At 56.6% G+C, this 17,607-nt stretch carries 16 protein-coding genes; 8 read left to right on the forward strand and 8 right to left on the reverse strand.

What is annotated here, in order from left to right; translation table 11 throughout:
• Positions 1-13 precede the first annotated feature (13 nt).
• The 4 genes from hflD to LG290_RS04320 form a co-directional block, all read right to left on the reverse strand.
• On the reverse strand, positions 14-655 hold the full coding sequence (hflD, locus tag LG290_RS04305) for a high frequency lysogenization protein HflD (RefSeq protein ID WP_499836386.1): 642 nt from the start codon (positions 653-655) through the stop codon (positions 14-16).
• The gene (mnmA, locus tag LG290_RS04310; RefSeq protein WP_499836387.1) at positions 652-1,779 is read right to left on the reverse strand and encodes a tRNA 2-thiouridine(34) synthase MnmA; all 1,128 of its coding nucleotides are present in this window, start codon (positions 1,777-1,779) and stop codon (positions 652-654) included. Before mnmA ends, hflD begins: the two co-directional genes overlap by 4 nt.
• 79 nt (positions 1,780-1,858) lie before the next feature.
• Positions 1,859-2,305, reverse strand: coding sequence for an NUDIX hydrolase (locus LG290_RS04315; protein ID WP_499836388.1), 447 nt, complete (start codon positions 2,303-2,305; stop codon positions 1,859-1,861).
• Positions 2,305-2,889, reverse strand: coding sequence for a pseudouridine synthase (locus LG290_RS04320; protein ID WP_499836389.1), 585 nt, complete (start codon positions 2,887-2,889; stop codon positions 2,305-2,307). Before LG290_RS04320 ends, LG290_RS04315 begins: the two co-directional genes overlap by 1 nt.
• A 136-nt stretch (positions 2,890-3,025) precedes the next feature.
• Between LG290_RS04320 and icd the strand changes: the two genes are divergently transcribed.
• From icd to clpA, 3 genes are all read left to right on the forward strand, one after another.
• Positions 3,026-4,282: an NADP-dependent isocitrate dehydrogenase gene (gene icd / locus LG290_RS04325; protein WP_160419732.1), complete on the forward strand. Its 1,257-nt coding sequence runs from the start codon at positions 3,026-3,028 to the stop codon at positions 4,280-4,282.
• 221 nt (positions 4,283-4,503) lie between these two features.
• Positions 4,504-4,827, forward strand: coding sequence for an ATP-dependent Clp protease adapter ClpS (clpS, locus tag LG290_RS04330; RefSeq protein WP_160419772.1), 324 nt, complete (start codon positions 4,504-4,506; stop codon positions 4,825-4,827).
• Positions 4,828-4,961: 134 nt separating this feature from the next.
• Complete coding sequence (clpA, locus tag LG290_RS04335) at positions 4,962-7,238, forward strand: ATP-dependent Clp protease ATP-binding subunit ClpA (RefSeq protein WP_499836390.1); 2,277 nt, start codon at positions 4,962-4,964, stop codon at positions 7,236-7,238.
• A 93-nt stretch (positions 7,239-7,331) separates the two neighbouring features.
• Here the strand turns inward: clpA and infA are convergent, their stop codons facing one another.
• The 3 genes from infA to aat all read right to left on the reverse strand — a co-directional run bounded on the left by infA (position 7,332) and on the right by aat (position 9,190).
• The gene (gene infA, locus LG290_RS04340; RefSeq protein ID WP_007111068.1) at positions 7,332-7,550 is read right to left on the reverse strand and encodes a translation initiation factor IF-1; all 219 of its coding nucleotides are present in this window, start codon (positions 7,548-7,550) and stop codon (positions 7,332-7,334) included.
• A gap of 128 nt (positions 7,551-7,678) precedes the next feature.
• On the reverse strand, positions 7,679-8,416 hold the full coding sequence (locus LG290_RS04345; RefSeq protein ID WP_160419730.1) for an arginyltransferase: 738 nt from the start codon (positions 8,414-8,416) through the stop codon (positions 7,679-7,681).
• A gap of 18 nt (positions 8,417-8,434) precedes the next feature.
• Complete coding sequence (aat, locus tag LG290_RS04350) at positions 8,435-9,190, reverse strand: leucyl/phenylalanyl-tRNA--protein transferase (protein ID WP_499836391.1); 756 nt, start codon at positions 9,188-9,190, stop codon at positions 8,435-8,437.
• Between the two features lie 172 nt (positions 9,191-9,362).
• On the opposite strand from aat, the gene LG290_RS04355 reads away from it, so the two are divergent.
• Together LG290_RS04355 and lolA are read left to right on the forward strand one after the other, a co-directional pair.
• Entirely contained in the window at positions 9,363-12,431 is a 3,069-nt protein-coding gene (locus LG290_RS04355; protein WP_499836393.1) for a DNA translocase FtsK, read from the forward strand.
• 214 nt (positions 12,432-12,645) lie between these two features.
• Positions 12,646-13,296, forward strand: coding sequence for an outer membrane lipoprotein periplasmic chaperone LolA (gene lolA / locus LG290_RS04360; RefSeq protein ID WP_499836394.1), 651 nt, complete (start codon positions 12,646-12,648; stop codon positions 13,294-13,296).
• Positions 13,297-13,312: 16 nt separating this feature from the next.
• On the opposite strand, the gene LG290_RS04365 is transcribed toward lolA, so the two are convergent.
• Positions 13,313-14,644, reverse strand: coding sequence for a replication-associated recombination protein A (locus tag LG290_RS04365; protein ID WP_499836395.1), 1,332 nt, complete (start codon positions 14,642-14,644; stop codon positions 13,313-13,315).
• A 165-nt stretch (positions 14,645-14,809) separates the two neighbouring features.
• Here LG290_RS04365 and LG290_RS04370 point away from each other — a divergent pair, with 165 nt between their 5' ends.
• From LG290_RS04370 to trmA, 3 genes are all read left to right on the forward strand, one after another.
• Positions 14,810-15,355 carry a hemerythrin domain-containing protein gene (locus LG290_RS04370; RefSeq protein ID WP_160419726.1) on the forward strand — a complete coding sequence of 182 codons (546 nt, stop codon included), beginning with the start codon at positions 14,810-14,812 and terminating at the stop codon, positions 15,353-15,355.
• Positions 15,356-15,446: 91 nt separating this feature from the next.
• Positions 15,447-16,247: a glutamate racemase gene (gene murI / locus LG290_RS04375; RefSeq protein WP_499837023.1), complete on the forward strand. Its 801-nt coding sequence runs from the start codon at positions 15,447-15,449 to the stop codon at positions 16,245-16,247.
• Positions 16,248-16,367: 120 nt separating this feature from the next.
• A complete protein-coding gene (gene trmA / locus LG290_RS04380; protein WP_499836396.1) occupies positions 16,368-17,483 on the forward strand; it encodes a tRNA (uridine(54)-C5)-methyltransferase TrmA in 1,116 nt (371 codons plus the stop codon).
• The last annotated feature ends 124 nt before the right edge of the window (positions 17,484-17,607 follow it).

Below are 17,607 nucleotides of genomic sequence, written 5' to 3' on the forward strand. Positions count from 1 at the left end.
GCGTGACGGGCGCTCAGCTCAAGCTATCCAGAGCGGTGCGCAGGGCCTTGCGCTGGAATATCAGCTTCCAGCGACGGCCGCCTTGCTGATGCCACAAGAGGCCGAAGCGGATGCCGGAAAGCAAGCAGGCGCGCACACGCTCGGGCATCATGCGGCTTTGCAAGAGAGAGGGATCGCCCTGCACCACAACGCGGGTCTTGAAGGTTGAAATGGTTTCCTGGTAGGCCTCGCCCAGGCTGGCAATCACATTTTCATGGGTAGCGCCGAAATGCTCGGCCTGGCCTTGAATATGGCTGAGCTTCCGGCCCAGGGTGTCGAGCATATCGGTGTTGGCGCGCAGCTTGTTGGTCAGCAATAACAGCGAAAAACCGTAGCGCAGCACCACCGGATTGGCTTGCTTGCGCCCGACCAGGGCTTCGAGTGTTTCCAGGCCGCGCCGCAGGTTGTTGGGATGCCCGCCGTAGATCGCTTCGAAATTTTCCGGGTTGGTGTCGACGGTGGCGCGAATCAGGGTATCCCAGGCACGTTGGTCAACCTGGCCGGTGTGCGCCAGTTCATCGACCAGGCTGGCTGCCTGGAAGACGCCGGCCAATGCCAGTGCCTGACGCGTTGCCGGGGAATCAGGAGCGCGATGAATCGGAGTGGGAGAATTCATGCGATTGACTCCAGGGCATTCCAGGTATCTCGAATCACACCGCCACCCAAGCATATTTCACCATCATAGATGACCAGTGATTGCCCGGGAGTGACGGCGCGTTGCGGGGTGTCGAAATGTACCTCGACACCGCCGTCGTCGCGGGTACGTAGCGTGCAGGGTACATCGTTCTGGCGATAGCGGGTCTTGGCGGTGAAACGCCCCTTGTGAACGGGAGGCTTGCCGGCAATCCAGTCCATGGCTTCGGTCGCCAATGAATCGGTATAGAGCAGGGGGTGATGCTTGCCTTGAACGGCCACCAGTACATTGCGTTCAAGATCCTTGACCGCCACGTACCAGGGGTCTTCCGAGTAATCGGCCAGACCGCCAATGCCCAGGCCCTGGCGTTGGCCCAAGGTGTAGTACATCAGCCCCATGTGCTCACCGATCACCTGGCCATCGGGCGTTTCGATCTTGCCCGGTTGTGCGGGCAGGTACTGTTGCAGAAAGTCACGAAAGCGGCGCTCGCCGATAAAGCAGATGCCGGTGGAATCCTTCTTCTTGGCCGTCACCAGGTCATGACGTTCGGCAAGCTCGCGTACCGCGGGTTTTTCCAGCTCGCCCACCGGGAACAGAGTTCTGGCGATAGCCGCTTCGGGCACGGCGTGCAGGAAATAACTCTGATCCTTGTTGGGGTCGAGTCCTTTGAGCAGGCGGGGGCGAACCTCGTCCGTGCCTTGGCTTGCCAGCCCCTGACGCACATAATGGCCGGTGGCGATCTTCTCGGCTCCCAGCATTTCGGCGTATTCGATAAATACTTTGAACTTGATTTCGCGATTGCACAGGATATCGGGATTGGGCGTGCGCCCGGCCTTGTACTCGGCGAGAAAGTGCTCGAAGACATTATCCCAGTATTCGGCAGCAAAATTGGCCGTATGCAAGGGAATGCCAAGCTTGTCGCATACCGCTTGGGCATCGGCGAGATCGTCCTTGGCCGTACAGTACTCGGTGCCGTCGTCCTCGTCCCAGTTCTTCATGAACAGGCCTTCGACGTGATAGCCCTGCTGCAACAGCAACAGGGCGGACACGGAAGAGTCGACGCCGCCGGACATGCCGACGATCACCTTGCCAGTGGTGGATGTCATTGCCATCCTCGGTTGAAGTGGTCTGCAGATGGCTGGCGATTATACACGATGCGGCCACATCGCTTCGAGTGTTGCGCGGTTACTCGTGGATAACGCTCAGCGGAAAGAGGCGCCCGGCACGCATGTCATGCAAGCGCTGCATGACCAAGGGACTGCGCAACCGCTGCGCATGCTCATGAGCAGCCAGTTCTTCGAGTGTCAACCAATGGGTGGCGTGAATGTCGCCGTCAAGGGGTGTGGCTAGGTACGTCTTGGGCTGGGCCGCGAAACCATGGCTGTAAAACGTCAAGCCCTCCGCGCTTTGAAACACATACAACCCCAGGTAGCCGGTCAACTGAATTTGCCAGGCGGTTTCCTCTTCCACCTCACGCCTGATGGCCGCCATGGGACCTTCGCCGGGCTCCACATGCCCCGCCGGTTGGTTGAAACATGTGAGCGGGCCGCCACGATGTTCCTCGACCATCAGGTAGCGTCCCTGACGTTCGATGACGCAGGCGACCGTCACGTGCGGAGAATAATGTTCCATCAGGACCTCTTAGTGCGTGAACGTGGTGTGGCAGGCTGGGGGGCATGCAAGGTCTCTCGACGCCACTCTCCCGGCGCCAGGTCATCCAGTCGCCAAGCGCCGATGGCGGCTCTGATCAAACGGAGTGTCGGAAAACCGACGTGGGCGGTCATGCGCCTTACCTGACGGTTGCGGCCTTCACTGATCGTAAGCTCCAGCCAGGCGGTGTCGGGATGCCGCCGGGAGTCGATGGGCGGGTCGCGTTCGGGGAAGGCAGGGGGTGACATCAGGCGCACTTTGGCCGGGCGAGTCGGTCCATCCTTCAAGGTAATACCTTTACGTAATGCTTGTAGTGCCGTTTCATCCGGGCAGCCCTCTACCTGGACCCAGTAGGTTTTAGGCTGTTTATGGCGAGGATGCGCGATGCGGTGAATCAGCCCGCCGTCAGCGCTGAGCAAAAGCAGTCCTTCTGAGTCGTAATCGAGGCGGCCCGCAGGGTAAATATCCTTTATATCAATAAATTCGGAAAGGGTGCGGCGTCCTTCGCGGTCACTGAACTGGGACAGAACGCGATAAGGTTTATGCAGTAAATACAGGTCGCTCATGGGGGTTGGATGACCCTTGGTTAAACTATAGTAGTGGCCGACTTTAGACCGGTTGACTGTGCTAAGGCTACTCCGCAGCGCGGGTGAGATGCTATACTTCGCGCTCCAACGAACAGACCAAACAGGGGAGTTCTCTATGGGTTTTCAGAAAATTGTCGTTCCTGACAGCGGCGAAAAGATCACCGTCAATGCCGACACCAGCTTGAATGTGCCGAATGAACCGATCATCCCGTTCATCGAAGGTGACGGCATCGGCGCCGACGTCACGCCGGCCATGAAAATTGCCATCGACGCTGCCGTACAGAAGGCTTACAACGGCGAGCGCAAGATTCACTGGATGGAAGTTTACGCCGGTGAAAAAGCCACTCAGGTATACACACCTGATACCTGGCTGCCCGAAGAAACTCTGCAAGCAGTGAAGGATTACGTGGTTTCCATCAAGGGACCGCTGACCACGCCGGTAGGTGGCGGCATTCGTTCCTTGAACGTGGCCCTGCGCCAGAAACTCGACCTGTATGTCTGCCAGCGTCCGGTACGTTGGTTCGAAGGCGTGCCCAGCCCGGTCAAGAAGCCGGCCGATGTCGACATGGTGATCTTTCGTGAAAACTCCGAAGACATCTATGCCGGTATCGAGTGGAAGGCAGGTACCCCGGAAGCCGACAAGGTCATCAAGTTCCTGCGTGAAGAAATGGGTGTTACCAACATTCGCTTCCCGCAAGACTGCGGTATCGGTGTCAAGCCGGTTTCCAAGGAAGGTACCGAGCGTCTGGTGCGTCAGGCCCTGCAGTACACTGTGGACAACGACCGTGAGTCGCTGACCCTGGTGCACAAGGGCAACATCATGAAGTTCACCGAAGGTGCCTTCAAGGATTGGGGCTATGAGCTTGCCAAGAACGAATTCGGTGCCGAGCTGCTCGACGGCGGCCCCTGGATGCAGTTCAAGAACCCCAAGACCGGCAAGAATATCGTGGTCAAGGACGTGATCGCCGACGCCATGCTGCAGCAAATCCTGCTGCGTCCGGCCGAGTATGACGTCATCGCCACCCTGAACCTGAACGGTGATTACCTCTCCGACGCTCTGGCGGCGGAAGTGGGCGGTATCGGTATCGCCCCGGGCGCCAACCTATCCGACGACGTGGCCATGTTCGAGGCGACTCACGGCACCGCGCCGAAGTATGCCGGCCAAGACAAGGTCAACCCGGGCTCGCTGATTCTCTCCGCCGAAATGATGCTGCGTCACATGGGTTGGGTCGAAGCCGCTGACCTGGTGCTCAAGGGTGTTGAAAAAGCCATTTCCAAGGGCGAAGTCACCTATGACTTCCATCGCCTGATGGATGATGCCAAGCTGCTGAAATGCTCCGAGTTTGGCCAGGCTGTCGCTGACAATATGTAATTTATTGTCGCTGGCAAAAACCCTCGCCCGCGCCTGCGGGCGGGGGTTTTTGCGTTTTACGCTATGCTGAATTGGAAATTCAATGAACCCTTGAGTCTTGGTGACGTCTTATAGCGTTGAGAGATCCGCGCCAGTCTGACTTGAGTAAATCGACAGTGCCTTTTATGTTCAATGTAATCAGAATGAGTGCAGGTAGGGAATCAATGCTGGAAGTAGCGGGAATGACGCGTCCCGGGCAACCGGAAGAAGGTGACGACGTAACGGTTCAGACGGCTGAACCGGCATTGGCGCAACCGCCTCTTTATAAAGTCATATTGCATAACGATGACTACACGCCCATGGAATTTGTAGTGGAAGTGCTGCAAAGCTTTTTTCATATGGATAATGAATCCGCCGTACAAGTGATGTTGGCGGTGCATACCCAAGGCAAGGCGACTTGCGGTGTATTTACCCGAGATATCGCCGAAACCAAAAGTTATCAGGTCAACGAGTACGCTCGTGAGTGCGAACATCCATTGATGTGCGATATCGAAGCCACTGATTGACGACATCGACCAAAAAATTGGCGACGATACTTGCAACCACGCGCTTTGTACCTGATGTTGAAGATGTCAGGCGACACAGATTCGACGCAAGCCCTAGGGGGCGACGAGTCCTAGGTAGCCAAAAGGGGACTGCCATGCTTAGTAAAGAACTTGAAATGACCCTGAACACGGCCTTTACCGTGGCACGCTCCAAGCGCCACGAGTTCATGACCGTTGAACACCTGCTGCTGGCGCTTCTGGATAACGCTTCCGCTGCGGATGTACTGAAGGCCTGCGGGGCGAATCTCGATAAATTGCGGTCCGACTTACAGGACTTCATCAATTCGACCACGCCGTTGATTCCTGATGACCAGGGAGATCGAGAAACTCAGCCAACACTGGGCTTTCAGCGTGTTTTGCAACGTGCCGTTTTTCATGTGCAATCTTCCGGTAAAAGTGAAGTGAATGGGGCCAATGTGCTGGTCGCGATCTTTTCCGAGCAGGAAAGCCAGGCGGTATACTTCCTCAAGCAACAGAACGTTGCTCGCGTGGATGCGGTAAATTATATCGCTCATGGCATTTCCAAGGTTGCCGGTCATGGCCCCTCGCCTTCACAGCCTTCCCCCGAAGCGGAAGATGCCGAAGAAGGTACGGCGGATGGGGCGGCACATCCGCTTACCGGTTATGCGACCAACCTCAACGAACAGGCCCGGCTGGGCAAGATAGATCCTTTGATCGGCCGTGACCATGAGCTTGAGCGGGTGGTCCAGATTCTCGCCCGTCGGCGCAAGAACAACCCATTATTGGTGGGTGAGGCCGGCGTGGGCAAGACGGCCATCGCCGAAGGATTGGCCAAGCGGATCGTGGAAGAAGATGTCCCCGATGTGATCGCCGATGCCGTGGTTTATGCGCTGGATATGGGCGCATTACTTGCCGGTACCAAATATCGTGGTGATTTCGAAAAACGCTTGAAGAGTCTGCTGGGCGAGCTCAAGAAGCAACCCCATGCCGTGCTGTTTATCGATGAAATTCATACGGTCATCGGGGCGGGTGCCGCTTCCGGTGGGGTGATGGATGCCTCGAATCTGCTCAAGCCGTTGCTGTCTTCCGGTGATCTACGTTGCATCGGGTCGACTACCTTTCAGGAATTCCGCGGGATTTTCGAGAAAGATCGAGCGCTTGCCCGGCGCTTCCAGAAGGTGGATGTAATGGCGCCGTCAGTGGACGACACCATTCGCATTCTCAAGGGGCTGCGTTCACGCTTTGAAGAGCATCATCAGCTGAAGTACACCGACAGTGCCCTGGAAAGTGCGGCGCGTCTGGCCGATCGTTATATCAATGACCGTCATCTGCCCGATAAGGCCATTGATGTGATTGACGAAGCTGGTGCGCATCAGCGCATGCTTCCTCCGGAAGTGCGCGTTGACACTATCGACGTGGATCAAGTCGAGGCCGTCGTGGCATCGATTGCCCGTATTCCACCGAAGAGTGTCTCCAGTTCGGATCGCAAGTTGCTGGAAAAACTCGACCGTGACTTGAAAATGCTGGTGTTCGGCCAGGATGAAGCGATCGACAGCCTGGCAGCGGCGATCAAGCTCTCGCGTGCCGGACTCAAATCTCCCGACAAGCCAGTGGGCAGCTTCCTGTTTGCCGGTCCGACCGGTGTGGGCAAGACCGAAGTGGCCAGGCAGTTGGCCCATATCATGGGTATCGAACTGGTACGTTTTGATATGTCCGAGTACATGGAGCGCCATACGGTCTCCCGCTTGATCGGCGCACCCCCAGGCTATGTGGGGTACGACCAGGGCGGTTTGCTCACCGAAGCCATCACCAAGCAGCCGCATTGCGTGTTGTTGCTGGATGAGGTCGAAAAGGCGCATCCCGAGGTCTTCAATCTGCTGCTGCAGGTCATGGATCACGGCCGTCTGACCGACAATAACGGTCGTGAAGCAGATTTCCGCCATGTCATCGTGATAATGACCTCGAATGCTGGGGCCGAACAGGCATCCCGCCGTTCGATCGGTTTCCAGCATCAGGATCATTCCACCGATGCAATGGAAGTCATTCGCAAGACGTTCTCACCCGAGTTCCGCAACCGTCTGGATAGCATCATTCAGTTCCATTCCTTGCCTACCTCGGTGGTGCGCAACGTCGTTGATAAGTTCCTGATCGAACTGCAGGCGCAGTTGGACGAGAAACGCGTCCAGCTGGACGTGGATGCTGCAGCGCGTGATTGGCTGGCGGAAAAAGGCTATGACCCGGATATGGGTGCACGGCCGATGGCTCGACTGATTCAGGAAAAACTCAAGAAGCCTCTGGCCGAAATGATTCTGTTCGGCGAACTTGCCGAGCACGGCGGGATTGTGCATATCGGCTTGGAAGATAACGAGCTGACACTCTCCACCGAATCGGAAATGGCTGACGCGCCCTAAACGGGTTAGCGGACGCTAAAAGACAGCGCCCTGTCCATGGACGGGGCGTTGTTGTGTCTGGCGGGGGAGAATCCGTCGACAGGAGGGGGCGGCTCAGCGTGAGCGGTAGACGATACGTCCCTTGGACAGGTCGTAAGGCGTCAGTTCTACCTTGACCTTGTCGCCGGTCAGAATGCGAATGTAGTTCTTGCGCATTTTGCCAGAGATATGTGCCGTGACCACGTGGCCGTTTTCCAGCTCGACACGAAACATGGTGTTGGGAAGGGTATCGACGATGACGCCTTCCATTTCAATATGATCTTCGCGTGCCATATAGGCAGTTCCTCACTTGATAAAAAACAGAGACATTCAGAGGTCTTCTGGCGAGCTGAATTATCAGCACGCCGGGAAACAGCGCTATATTGTGCCGTAAGCCCGTCGTCAAGGCAAAAAAGCCGTGCTCATTGGAGGATTAATTGTCGCCAATGACGACCGTCGAGCACTTCCAGCGGCGAAAAAGTCTGTTTGTAGCGCATCTTGCGACATTCTTCGATCCAGTAACCCAAGTATAGATGGGGTAATTGTTTTTTCTGAGCCAGCTCGATCAGCTTGAGAATGGCAAAGGTACCCAGGGAACGACGCTCATAGGCGGGTTCCGTGGCGAAAAAGGTATAAATCGCCGATAATCCGTGCTCCAGCTGGTCGAAGGCGGCGACGGCCACCAACGCATCGCCACAATGCATTTCCATCAACTGGGCATAAGATTCGTTCAGCGTTAAAAATGTACGGTATTGCTCTTCGCTGGGGGGGTACATGTCGCCATCGGCATGGCGCTGGCCGACATAGGCGGCATACAGTGCGTAATGCGCAGGCTCGAAGCGAGCGGGCTTTAGCGTGACGGTCACGTCCTGGTTGCGCTGTTGCAGTTTGCGTTGGGTGCGGTTGGGAGTGAATTTATCCACGGGAATGCGAACGGAACGACACGCATTGCAGCCATCGCAATGAGGCCGATATAGATGGCGGCCACTGCGACGAAAACCGAGCAATGAAAGCGAATCGTAAACACCCGGTACTGGCGATTCCTGGGGGTCGAGAAACAACGTAGTGGCTTCCCGGTCTTCGAGGTAGCTACAGGCATGGGGCACGGTGAGGAAGAAGCGCAAATCCCGCACCGGCTTCCGGGGAGCGTTACTGCTCACGGCTTGCCTCCTTGTGAATTAGCTGGCGCCTTCGTCATCAGTGCGGCCGATAGCATCGAGCCAAGGTGATGGAGGAACCACAGGGGGGTCATCAGGTTGATTGGTTACCTCGAAAGCGTTATCGGGCAACCAGTTTTCAAGATAGTTGATGAACGTCGGGCGAGCGATAGTCGTTGCCCCCAAACTGGCCAGATGCGGGGTGTGCATTTGACAGTCAATCAAGTTGCCTCCCTGTCTGACCATGGCGTCGGCCAAATGCGCCAGAGCCGCTTTGGAGGCATCCGGCACCTCAGAAAACATCGATTCTCCGAAAAAGACCGGCCCCATCGCCAGACCATACAAGCCACCCACCAAGCGCTGGTTGTGATGCACCTCGATGCTATGAGCGATACCCAAGCTGTGCAACCGAGCATAGGCGGCTTTCATCTCGGCGGTGATCCAAGTGCCGGGCTCACCCTGACGAGGCGCCGCGCAGGCGTCAACCACCTCATGAAAATGTTGGTCTACGCTGATGCTGAACCCACCGTTACGCAAACGCTTGGCCAAGCTGCGTCGACATTTGAAGTCCCCGGGGAACAAGACCATCCGGGGGTTGGGGCTCCACCATAAAATGGGGTCACCTTCACTATACCAAGGGAAGATACCTTGTCGGTAGGCTTGTACCAGCCACGCCGGGGTAAGCTCTCCACCTGCAGCGAGTAAACCGTTAGGCGAGTCCATCGCCAGGGCCACAGGCGGGAAAGCAGCATGAGCGGAGGGTAACCAAGGTAACATTGCCAATTCCTGTCGGTGATGGTTCGCGAGAAGCCCTGTGACGAGCTCAGGATGCTCGGTATGATGCATTCTCGCAACAGAGTATGAAGTTCGCGTATAAAGAACTTGTAGAAAGCCTGAGTATGAAAGACAGAGTATAAAGACACCCTCTGGGTGCAAAGGGAGAGGTCGCTTGAAACTCGATAAAGCTGCAAACAGGCGGACTGGACAATCAACCGGACGTGGCGGTACCCAGCGCAAGCCGCAAACTAAGGTGGCTTCGCCGCGGGTCAATGCCGCCAGGGAAAAGGCGCGCCGTATGGGGTTGAAGTTGCAAGGCTCCGTACGCGAAGGCGTGGTGGTGGTATTGCTGGCGTTATGTACCTTCCTCCTGTTGGCATTGTTCAGTTATCAATCCACGGATCCTGGTTGGTCGCATCGTGGCCCGGAAACGACGGTCGAAAACTGGATGGGTAGCATTGGCGCCTGGCTTGCCGATGTGCTGTATTCACTATTCGGCGCCAGTGCGCTTTGGTGGCCTGGCATGCTGGGATTTGCGGCCTGGTGGTTGATTCGCTCCCGGCAGGTACGTTTCGACGTGGACCCGGTGTCGATTGCGGTACATGCCGGCGGCTTGCTGTTGCTGATTCTGGGCACGACCACGCTCGGGGCCTTGCATTTCTATCACCCGGAAAGCTCTCTGCCTTATGCTTCCGGCGGGATTCTCGGCGAAGGACTGGTCAGTGCTCTATTGCCGTTGCTGGGCAGTGGCGGTGTCGGCCTGGTAGCGGTGGCATTCATCTTGAGCGGTTTTCCGCTGTTTACCGGCATGTCCTGGTTAACGGTTGCCGACAAGCTGGGTAGCCAGGCCTATCGTTTGGGTGGTTGGTTGAAAGCAAAACGCAACAATCGCCCGGCCAAACCAGCGCATCACTCAACGTTTGCTGCCGAGGGTGCCACAGCTGAAACGGCGGTTAGCAAGAATGATGCCGTACGCCAGGCTGCGCCGGAAAGCCCCGTTACGCCATACTCTCAGGACAACCCTAGTGCCAGCACTGCAAGCCGCCGTGAACCCAGCCTTGGCACTGCGGCCGGCTCGAATGAGGCTGATCGAACGGCAGAAGGGGAGCAATCGGCAAAGGAAACAACGATTCCTTGGGAGGCAGCCGAAGAAGAAACGCTCAAGCCGGCGCCGGTAGTCAAGCCTGAGCCGGTTTCGTCACGCAAGGAGCCTAGCCTATCGGCATGGACGGCCGAGCCTGACAATGAACCCGCTACCCCGCAGGAATCCGAACCCAAAAAAGAACAACAGCAAGCGGTCGAGCCGGACCCTGTGCCAGCAGAGCCAGAACTTAAGCCTGAACCGGAGCTTAAGCCAGCGCCCGCGCCCGCGCCACAGCCAGCTTCAGTATCTCCGCCTGCAGAGGCGCCACTTCCGCCAGCCGATATCCCAAAAAAACCCTTGGAACGCGAGAGGGTCCCGGAAGTGGTACCCGAACCGGTATGGGACGACGAGGAGCCTGAGCCCCTGCCCACTTTTCGGCAAATTCCGGCAGCACCGCGAGAGAAGCCGCTTGAGGAGCCACGCCAGGAAGAGCGTCATGTGTCTCCTCCCGAGGTTTCCATTCCCGAAGCGCCCGAGCGAGAGGCCACGGAAGAGGTAGCGCCAACGGCGAATAGCGGGGATGAGCCTGCGCTATGGACCGTAGAGCACCTGCAGAGTCAGCGTCCGGTATTCGAAGATATGCCCGAGCCTGAAGGTGAGCTGCCCAGCCTGCGATTGCTCACCCCACCGACGCCGCACCAGCCCAACTACACCGAGCAGCAATTGGCGGATATGGCCGAGCTGCTGGAGGTCAGGCTGCGGGAATACGGGGTCAAGGCCGAAGTGGTGGATACCTGGCCTGGGCCGGTGATTACCCGTTTTGAAATCAAGCCCGCCGCCGGGGTCAAGGTTTCCAAAATCAGCAACCTGGCCAAGGATCTGGCACGCTCCTTGATGGTAAAGAGCGTGCGCGTGGTGGAGGTGATTCCAGGGCGACCCACGGTGGGGATCGAAATTCCCAACCCGCACCGGGCGATGATCCGCCTGCGCGAAGTGATCGACTCCGAGCGCTATCAACAGGAAACCTCCCCGTTGACCATGGCGTTGGGCCAGGACATCGGCGGTGGACCGGTTGTCGCCAACCTTGGGAAGATGCCACACCTTTTGGTCGCCGGCACCACGGGCTCGGGTAAATCCGTCGGGGTCAACGCCATGTTGATTTCCATGTTGCTCAAGGCCACCCCGGATGAACTCAAGCTGATCATGGTCGACCCCAAGATGCTGGAACTGTCGGTTTATGACGGCATACCGCATTTGCTGGCGCCGGTGGTCACCGACATGAAGGAAGCGGCCAATGCCTTGCGCTGGTGTGTGGCAGAAATGGAGCGACGCTACAAGTTGATGGCGGCCATGGGCGTGCGCAACATTGCGGGTTTCAATGCGCGTCTGGACGAAGCCAAGCAAGCCGGTGCCCAGGTGGCGGATCCCTTATGGGAGCCTCAGCCCTGGGAAATGCACCAGACACCGCCGATTCTCGAGAAACTGCCGTATATCGTGGTGGTGATTGATGAGTTCGCCGATATGTTCATGATCGTGGGCAAGAAGGTCGAAGAGCTCATTGCGCGGCTGGCACAAAAAGCACGTGCCGCCGGGATACATCTGATTCTGGCCACGCAGCGCCCCTCGGTGGACGTAGTAACCGGCTTGATCAAGGCCAACATTCCATCGCGCATGGCATTTCAGGTGTCGTCGCGGATCGATTCGCGCACCATCCTGGATCAGGGCGGGGCGGAAAGCTTGCTGGGCCATGGTGACATGCTGTATTTGCCTGCGGGCTCAGGTCCCCCCAATCGTATCCACGGTGCCTTTGTCGATGATGATGAAGTCCATCGCGTGGTGGATGACTGGAAGCGGCGCGGCGAACCGGAATTCGTCGAGGAAATTCTTTCAGGAGGGGTTTCCGCCGATGCCTTGACTGGCCTGGAGGCCGAGGGTGTGGACGGCGACGACGCGGAAAAGGATGCGCTTTACGATGAAGCCGTGCAGTTTGTGACGGAAACCCGGCGTGCGTCGATTTCCGCAGTACAGAGGCGATTCAAGATCGGTTACAACCGGGCGGCCAGATTGGTGGAAGCCATGGAAAGCGCGGGTGTGGTGACTTCAATGGGAACCAATGGCGCGCGGGAAGTGTTAGCGCCACCGCCTGTGGGTCATTAAACTGGTCACTCATGGAGCAGTCTTTCATGTGACAATCGTGCATGAAACGTGAAAGCGTCGCCGGTCAGGAAACCCGGCGGCGCTTTTGTCGTCTTAGTGAGTAAGTTACTGAGCAAATTACTGAATAAGTTCTTGAGTAGGTCTTCGGATTTCAACGTGATTCGTTGAATAGCCAGTTGAATAATCAAGGCACAGAGTGCCAAGGGAGTTAGCCATGAAAGTAACCGCCCAGAAGGGATACAAGCACTACGCCACCCTGATCACGGCAGTGGCAGGGGTGATGATGGCACCGATGGCTTGGGCCGATGCCGGGCAAATGTTGACCGAGCGTCTCGACCCGCTGGAAACCTATCACGCGGATTTCGAACAGTTGATTCTGGACAGTGCCGGTGAACGCCTCCAGGAAGCGCAAGGTGAAATGTGGCTGGCTCGTCCCGGACTTCTGCGCTGGGAAGTGGAAGCGCCTTATTCTCAAGTGGTGGTCTCGACCGGCGATGAAGTGTACATGTATGACCCGGACCTGGAGCAGGTGACCGTTCAGGCAGTGGATCAGCGTGTGACCCATACCCCGGCACTGTTACTTTCCGGCAGTAGTTCTGAGCTCACGGAAAACTATGAAGTGTTCCATAACCGGGAAGAAGGCCGCGATGTGTTCACGTTGGTACCTATGGGAGCTGATACCCTGTTTGAAGAACTCACCATGTTCTTCGATGACGATATCTTGACGCGTCTGTTGATGACCGATAGCACCGGTCAGCGCACGGCCATCACTTTCAGCGATATCGACTACAACCGTTATATTGATCCTGAACGTTTCATTTTTAGCGTGCCAGATGGGGTCGATGTAATTCGCGACACCTATTGATTCAATCTCTTGTGATTCACCCTTTTTGACCCGCTTCGTCATCCTGCCTGGCTCGCCAGGCCATAATTTCGGCGAAGCGCTTTTCCTGTCCCAAATCGCTTGGCTGGTAGAACTGCTCATGAGGTAGTGCGTCCGGCCAGCAATCATGTTCACTGCCCGCCGGGTAGCCTCCGGGTTCGTTGTGAGCGTAGCGATAGCCTTGGCCATGCCCTAGGGTTTTCATCAGCGCCGTTGGGGCATTGCGTAAGTACGTAGGGACTTCCAGTTGCGGCTGTTGCCTGACAAAGGCATTGGCCGCTTTCCAGGCGCTATCGATACGGTTGCTTTTGGGGGCTACCGCCAAGTGAATCGCCGCCTGAGCCAAGGCGCGCTGGCCCTCGTAATCGCCTAAACGTAAATAGGCATCCCAGGCGGCCATGACCAAGGGTAGGGCGCGTGGGTCGGCATTGCCGACGTCTTCCGAGGCGATGGCTGCCAAGCGGCGTACCACGTCCAAAGGGTCGCCGCCGCCCTGCATGAACCGGGCCATGTAAAGCAGTGCTGCATCCGGACGTGAGGAACGCACGGACTTGTGAATCGCCGAAAGCAGGTCGTAGTAGACATCGCCCTGTTTATCGAAGGCGCCAGCCTGATGGCCCAGTACATCGGCCAGCGCCTCTTGGCTAAGTACTTCCCGGCCGTTTTGCTGTTGAGTGAAATCACAGGCGGTTTCAAGTAATCCCAAGGCACGCCTGGCATCGCCGGCACTGGCGTGCGCCAATACACGCAATATCTCTTCATCTACCTGAATTGACCTGCTTCCCAGCCCGCGGGCTGGGTCATGTAAGGCTCGATACATTACCTCGACCAGCTCAGTATCACTCAGCGGCTTCAACACATAGACCCTGGCTCGCGAAAGCAAGGCGGAGTTGACTTCAAAGGAAGGGTTCTCGGTCGTCGCGCCGATCAAGGTAACCAGCCCAGATTCTACATGGGGCAAGAGGGCATCCTGCTGGCTTTTGTTGAGCCGATGAATCTCGTCGAGAAACAGCAGGATCGGCGTGGGTGCGAGAGCCTGGGCGCGCTCCACCACGGCGCGCAGCTCCTTGACCCCCGCCATCACGGCACTTAGATGCTCCAGATGCGCACCAGACTCGGCTGCGAGTATCTCGGCCAGGGTCGTTTTGCCTACGCCTGGTGGTCCCCATAGAATCATGGAGCGGATAACACCGGTTTCCACCATGCGTCGCAGGGGTTTTCCGGCTGAGACCAAAGCTTGTTGGCCAACATAGTCGTCCATATTGCGCGGGCGCATCCGAAATGCCAGCGGCGCTTGGTCGTGAGGGGTGGCGCGACTAAAAAGATCCATGAGAAACTCCGTAGAACAACCGCCTTTTTAGGCGCTGCCTGTGGTAATAGCCTACATAGCGGGCTACCTTAGGCATTGGCACTCGCCTATCAGACCATCAGCATTATGTGTCACTGAGTGGCTGAAGCCAGTCGAGCGGCATGAGTTGAGAAAGGAGATGATTCGATGTTAAGTCAACTACGTCAAGATCATGCCAATATGGCGCGTATTCTGCACGTTTTGCAGCTTAAGTATAAAACCCTGGACAAAGGGGAGCGCCCGAATTTCCAACTGATGCGGGAAGTCGTCGACTACATCCTGTCCTACATGGAAGGGTTTACCCAGCCGATCGAACGGGTGTGCGTCGATTATCTTCAAACCAAGGCGCCCGAATATGCCGAGCTGGGCAAACAGATGGCGGAAGATTATCGAGCACTTCACGGTCGCCTCAAGCGTCTTTCCAATGATATCGACATGATCCTGATGGATGCGATAGTGCCGATGGATCGCTTCGCTGCCGACCTTAAGGCTTATGTGGAAACGCATCGTCGTTACCTGCGCCAGGAACGTGAAGAGCTGTTTCCCTTGATTCGCGAGCATTTGAATGAAGAGGAAATGCAGCAGCTCAAGAAGACACTGCCAGATGGCACGGAGCAAGCGCTCAAGCGCTTGCAAGAAGCCTACCCCGAGATTTACGCGGAATTGCGTGAGGCAGAAGTCCCATCTTTTTGAGCGAAGTTAAAGTCGTTATCACCTGATCAAGGCATGGTAGCATGGCGGTTTTTAGGGCCGAGTGGATGTTTTGATGCTTGTCGAAAGCGCCATGGCCGGGCCGGTACTGATATTTGATTCCGGTGTCGGTGGGTTGTCCGTTGTCGCTGAATTGCGCGCTCATAACCCTGAAGCGGCCCTGTGCTACGCCTGTGATAATGCGATGCTGCCTTATGGGACTCGCGAAGATAACTGGCTGACTGCGCGCATTCTTGCGGTATGCAGTGCCGCCGTGGATGCCTGTCGTCCGAGTATACTGGTTGTGGCCTGCAATACCGCCAGTACGCTGGCATTGGGCAAGCTGCGCGAACATTTGAGCATTCCCGTCGTGGGGACGGTTCCGGCGATAAAGCCTGCCGCTCAGGCAAGCCGAACGCATCACATCGGGCTTCTGGCCACCAGTGCCACCATCGCTCGGCCTTATACCCATCGCTTGATCGATGCCTTCGCTTCTGACTGCCAGGTAACGCGAGTCGCTGCCGATGAGTTGGTCGTAGAGGCGGAAACCCTGTTGGCAACGGGGAAGGCGCCGAATACCACGCGAATCAACGCCGTTTTGAGCCCGATTTGGCAAGCCACTCGCCAGACCCCGCCAATGGATACGGTGGTACTTGGCTGCACCCATTTTCCATTGTTGCTGCCCTGGTTGGTCGAACTTGCCCCATGCCCTCTGAATTGGATCGATTCCAGCCCGGCGATTGCCCGCCGCGTCGCTCAGGTAGCCCCGGATCTAGCCACTCACCCGCTTGATGGCAGCTGCTTTACCACAGCACCGATTACGCCACTTGAGCCCAGGCTTGCCGCCTACGGCTTTGTCGATTTTCATCTGCTGGACATACCCCAAATATCCTGATGCCCGTCTTGGCCGACCACAGGTACGAAGCGTTTTTATTGGCCCGTTGCGGACTAATTCACCGTATTGATTCGACTTGCATTACACCGACCTAGCATGCCGTCATTGAGAGGAGCTCCTTTGGCTATTCCCGTTGTTGACCCCGCACATTACACCGCACAATTAGCTGAAAAGCGTGAGCAAATCATCCATGACTTTGCCTGTTTCGAGCCCCCCGAGCTTGAGGTATTCACCTCGCCTCCCAGCCATTACCGTCAGCGTTGCGAATTTCGCATCTGGCATGAAGGCGACGATCTATTTTATGCCATGTTTGAGGTCGATCCGGAAAACCCCAAAGACAAACGCACCGTGCGAATGGATCAATACCCAGTGGCGAGCCGCCGAATCAATGAGTTGATGCCTCAGTTGCGTGAAGCGTTTCTGGAAAGCGATGTCTTGCGATGCAAGCTCTTTCAAGTGGAATTTCTAACCACGCTTTCCGGTGAAGCGTTGGTCACGCTGGTCTACCACCGCCCGCTGGAGGATGCCTGGGAGGCTCAGGCGCGCGCCCTGGAAGCTCGATTGGGAATCATGATTATCGGTCGTTCGCGCAAGCAACGGTTGGTACTCAGTCATGACCATGTATGGGAGCGGCTGGAAGTGGGTGGCCGAGAACTGGTTTATCAACAAGTGGAAAATAGTTTTACTCAACCTAATGCGCAGATATGCCGGGCCATGTTGAGTTGGGCGCTTGAGGTGACCCAAGGGAGCGAATCAGCGGATCTGGTGGAGCTTTATTGCGGCAATGGTAATTTTACCGTGGCGTTAGCGGGAAATTTTCGCCGCGTATTGGCAACGGAAATTTCACGCACGTCGGTCGCAAGTGCCAACGTCAACCTGCAAGCCAATCAGGTGAGTAACGCTCAAGTGGCACGTATGTCCGCGGAGGAGTTCTCGCAGGCGTTGAAAGGCGAGAAGAAAGGGCGGCGGGTATCCGAGATGGCGCTGGAAGACTATGCCTTTTCAACGGTGCTGGTGGACCCGCCACGTGCCGGGCTGGACGAGGAGAGTTGTCGGCAACTTAGCGAATATCAACGAATTGTCTATATTTCATGCAATCCCGCTACCTTGCTTGACAACTTGCAGGTACTGACGAGCACTCACCGAATAACGCGATTTGCGTTATTTGACCAGTTCCCATTCACCAAACATTGTGAATGTGGTGTGCTGCTGCAGCGAATCGATGGTACAGCATGACGGGCTTGATGCCTGATCGGTATGCGTTATGAGCAAGATGGCAGGGGTTAGGGTGTGGCGACTCACTAGAGTAAGCTAGAGTTCAAAGTGGGCCAATGGCCTGTTGTCATGTGTTTTTCGGCCA

Source organism: Halomonas sediminis, assembly GCF_044871105.1.
Classification (GTDB): Bacteria; Pseudomonadota; Gammaproteobacteria; order Pseudomonadales; family Halomonadaceae; genus Vreelandella; species Vreelandella zhuhanensis.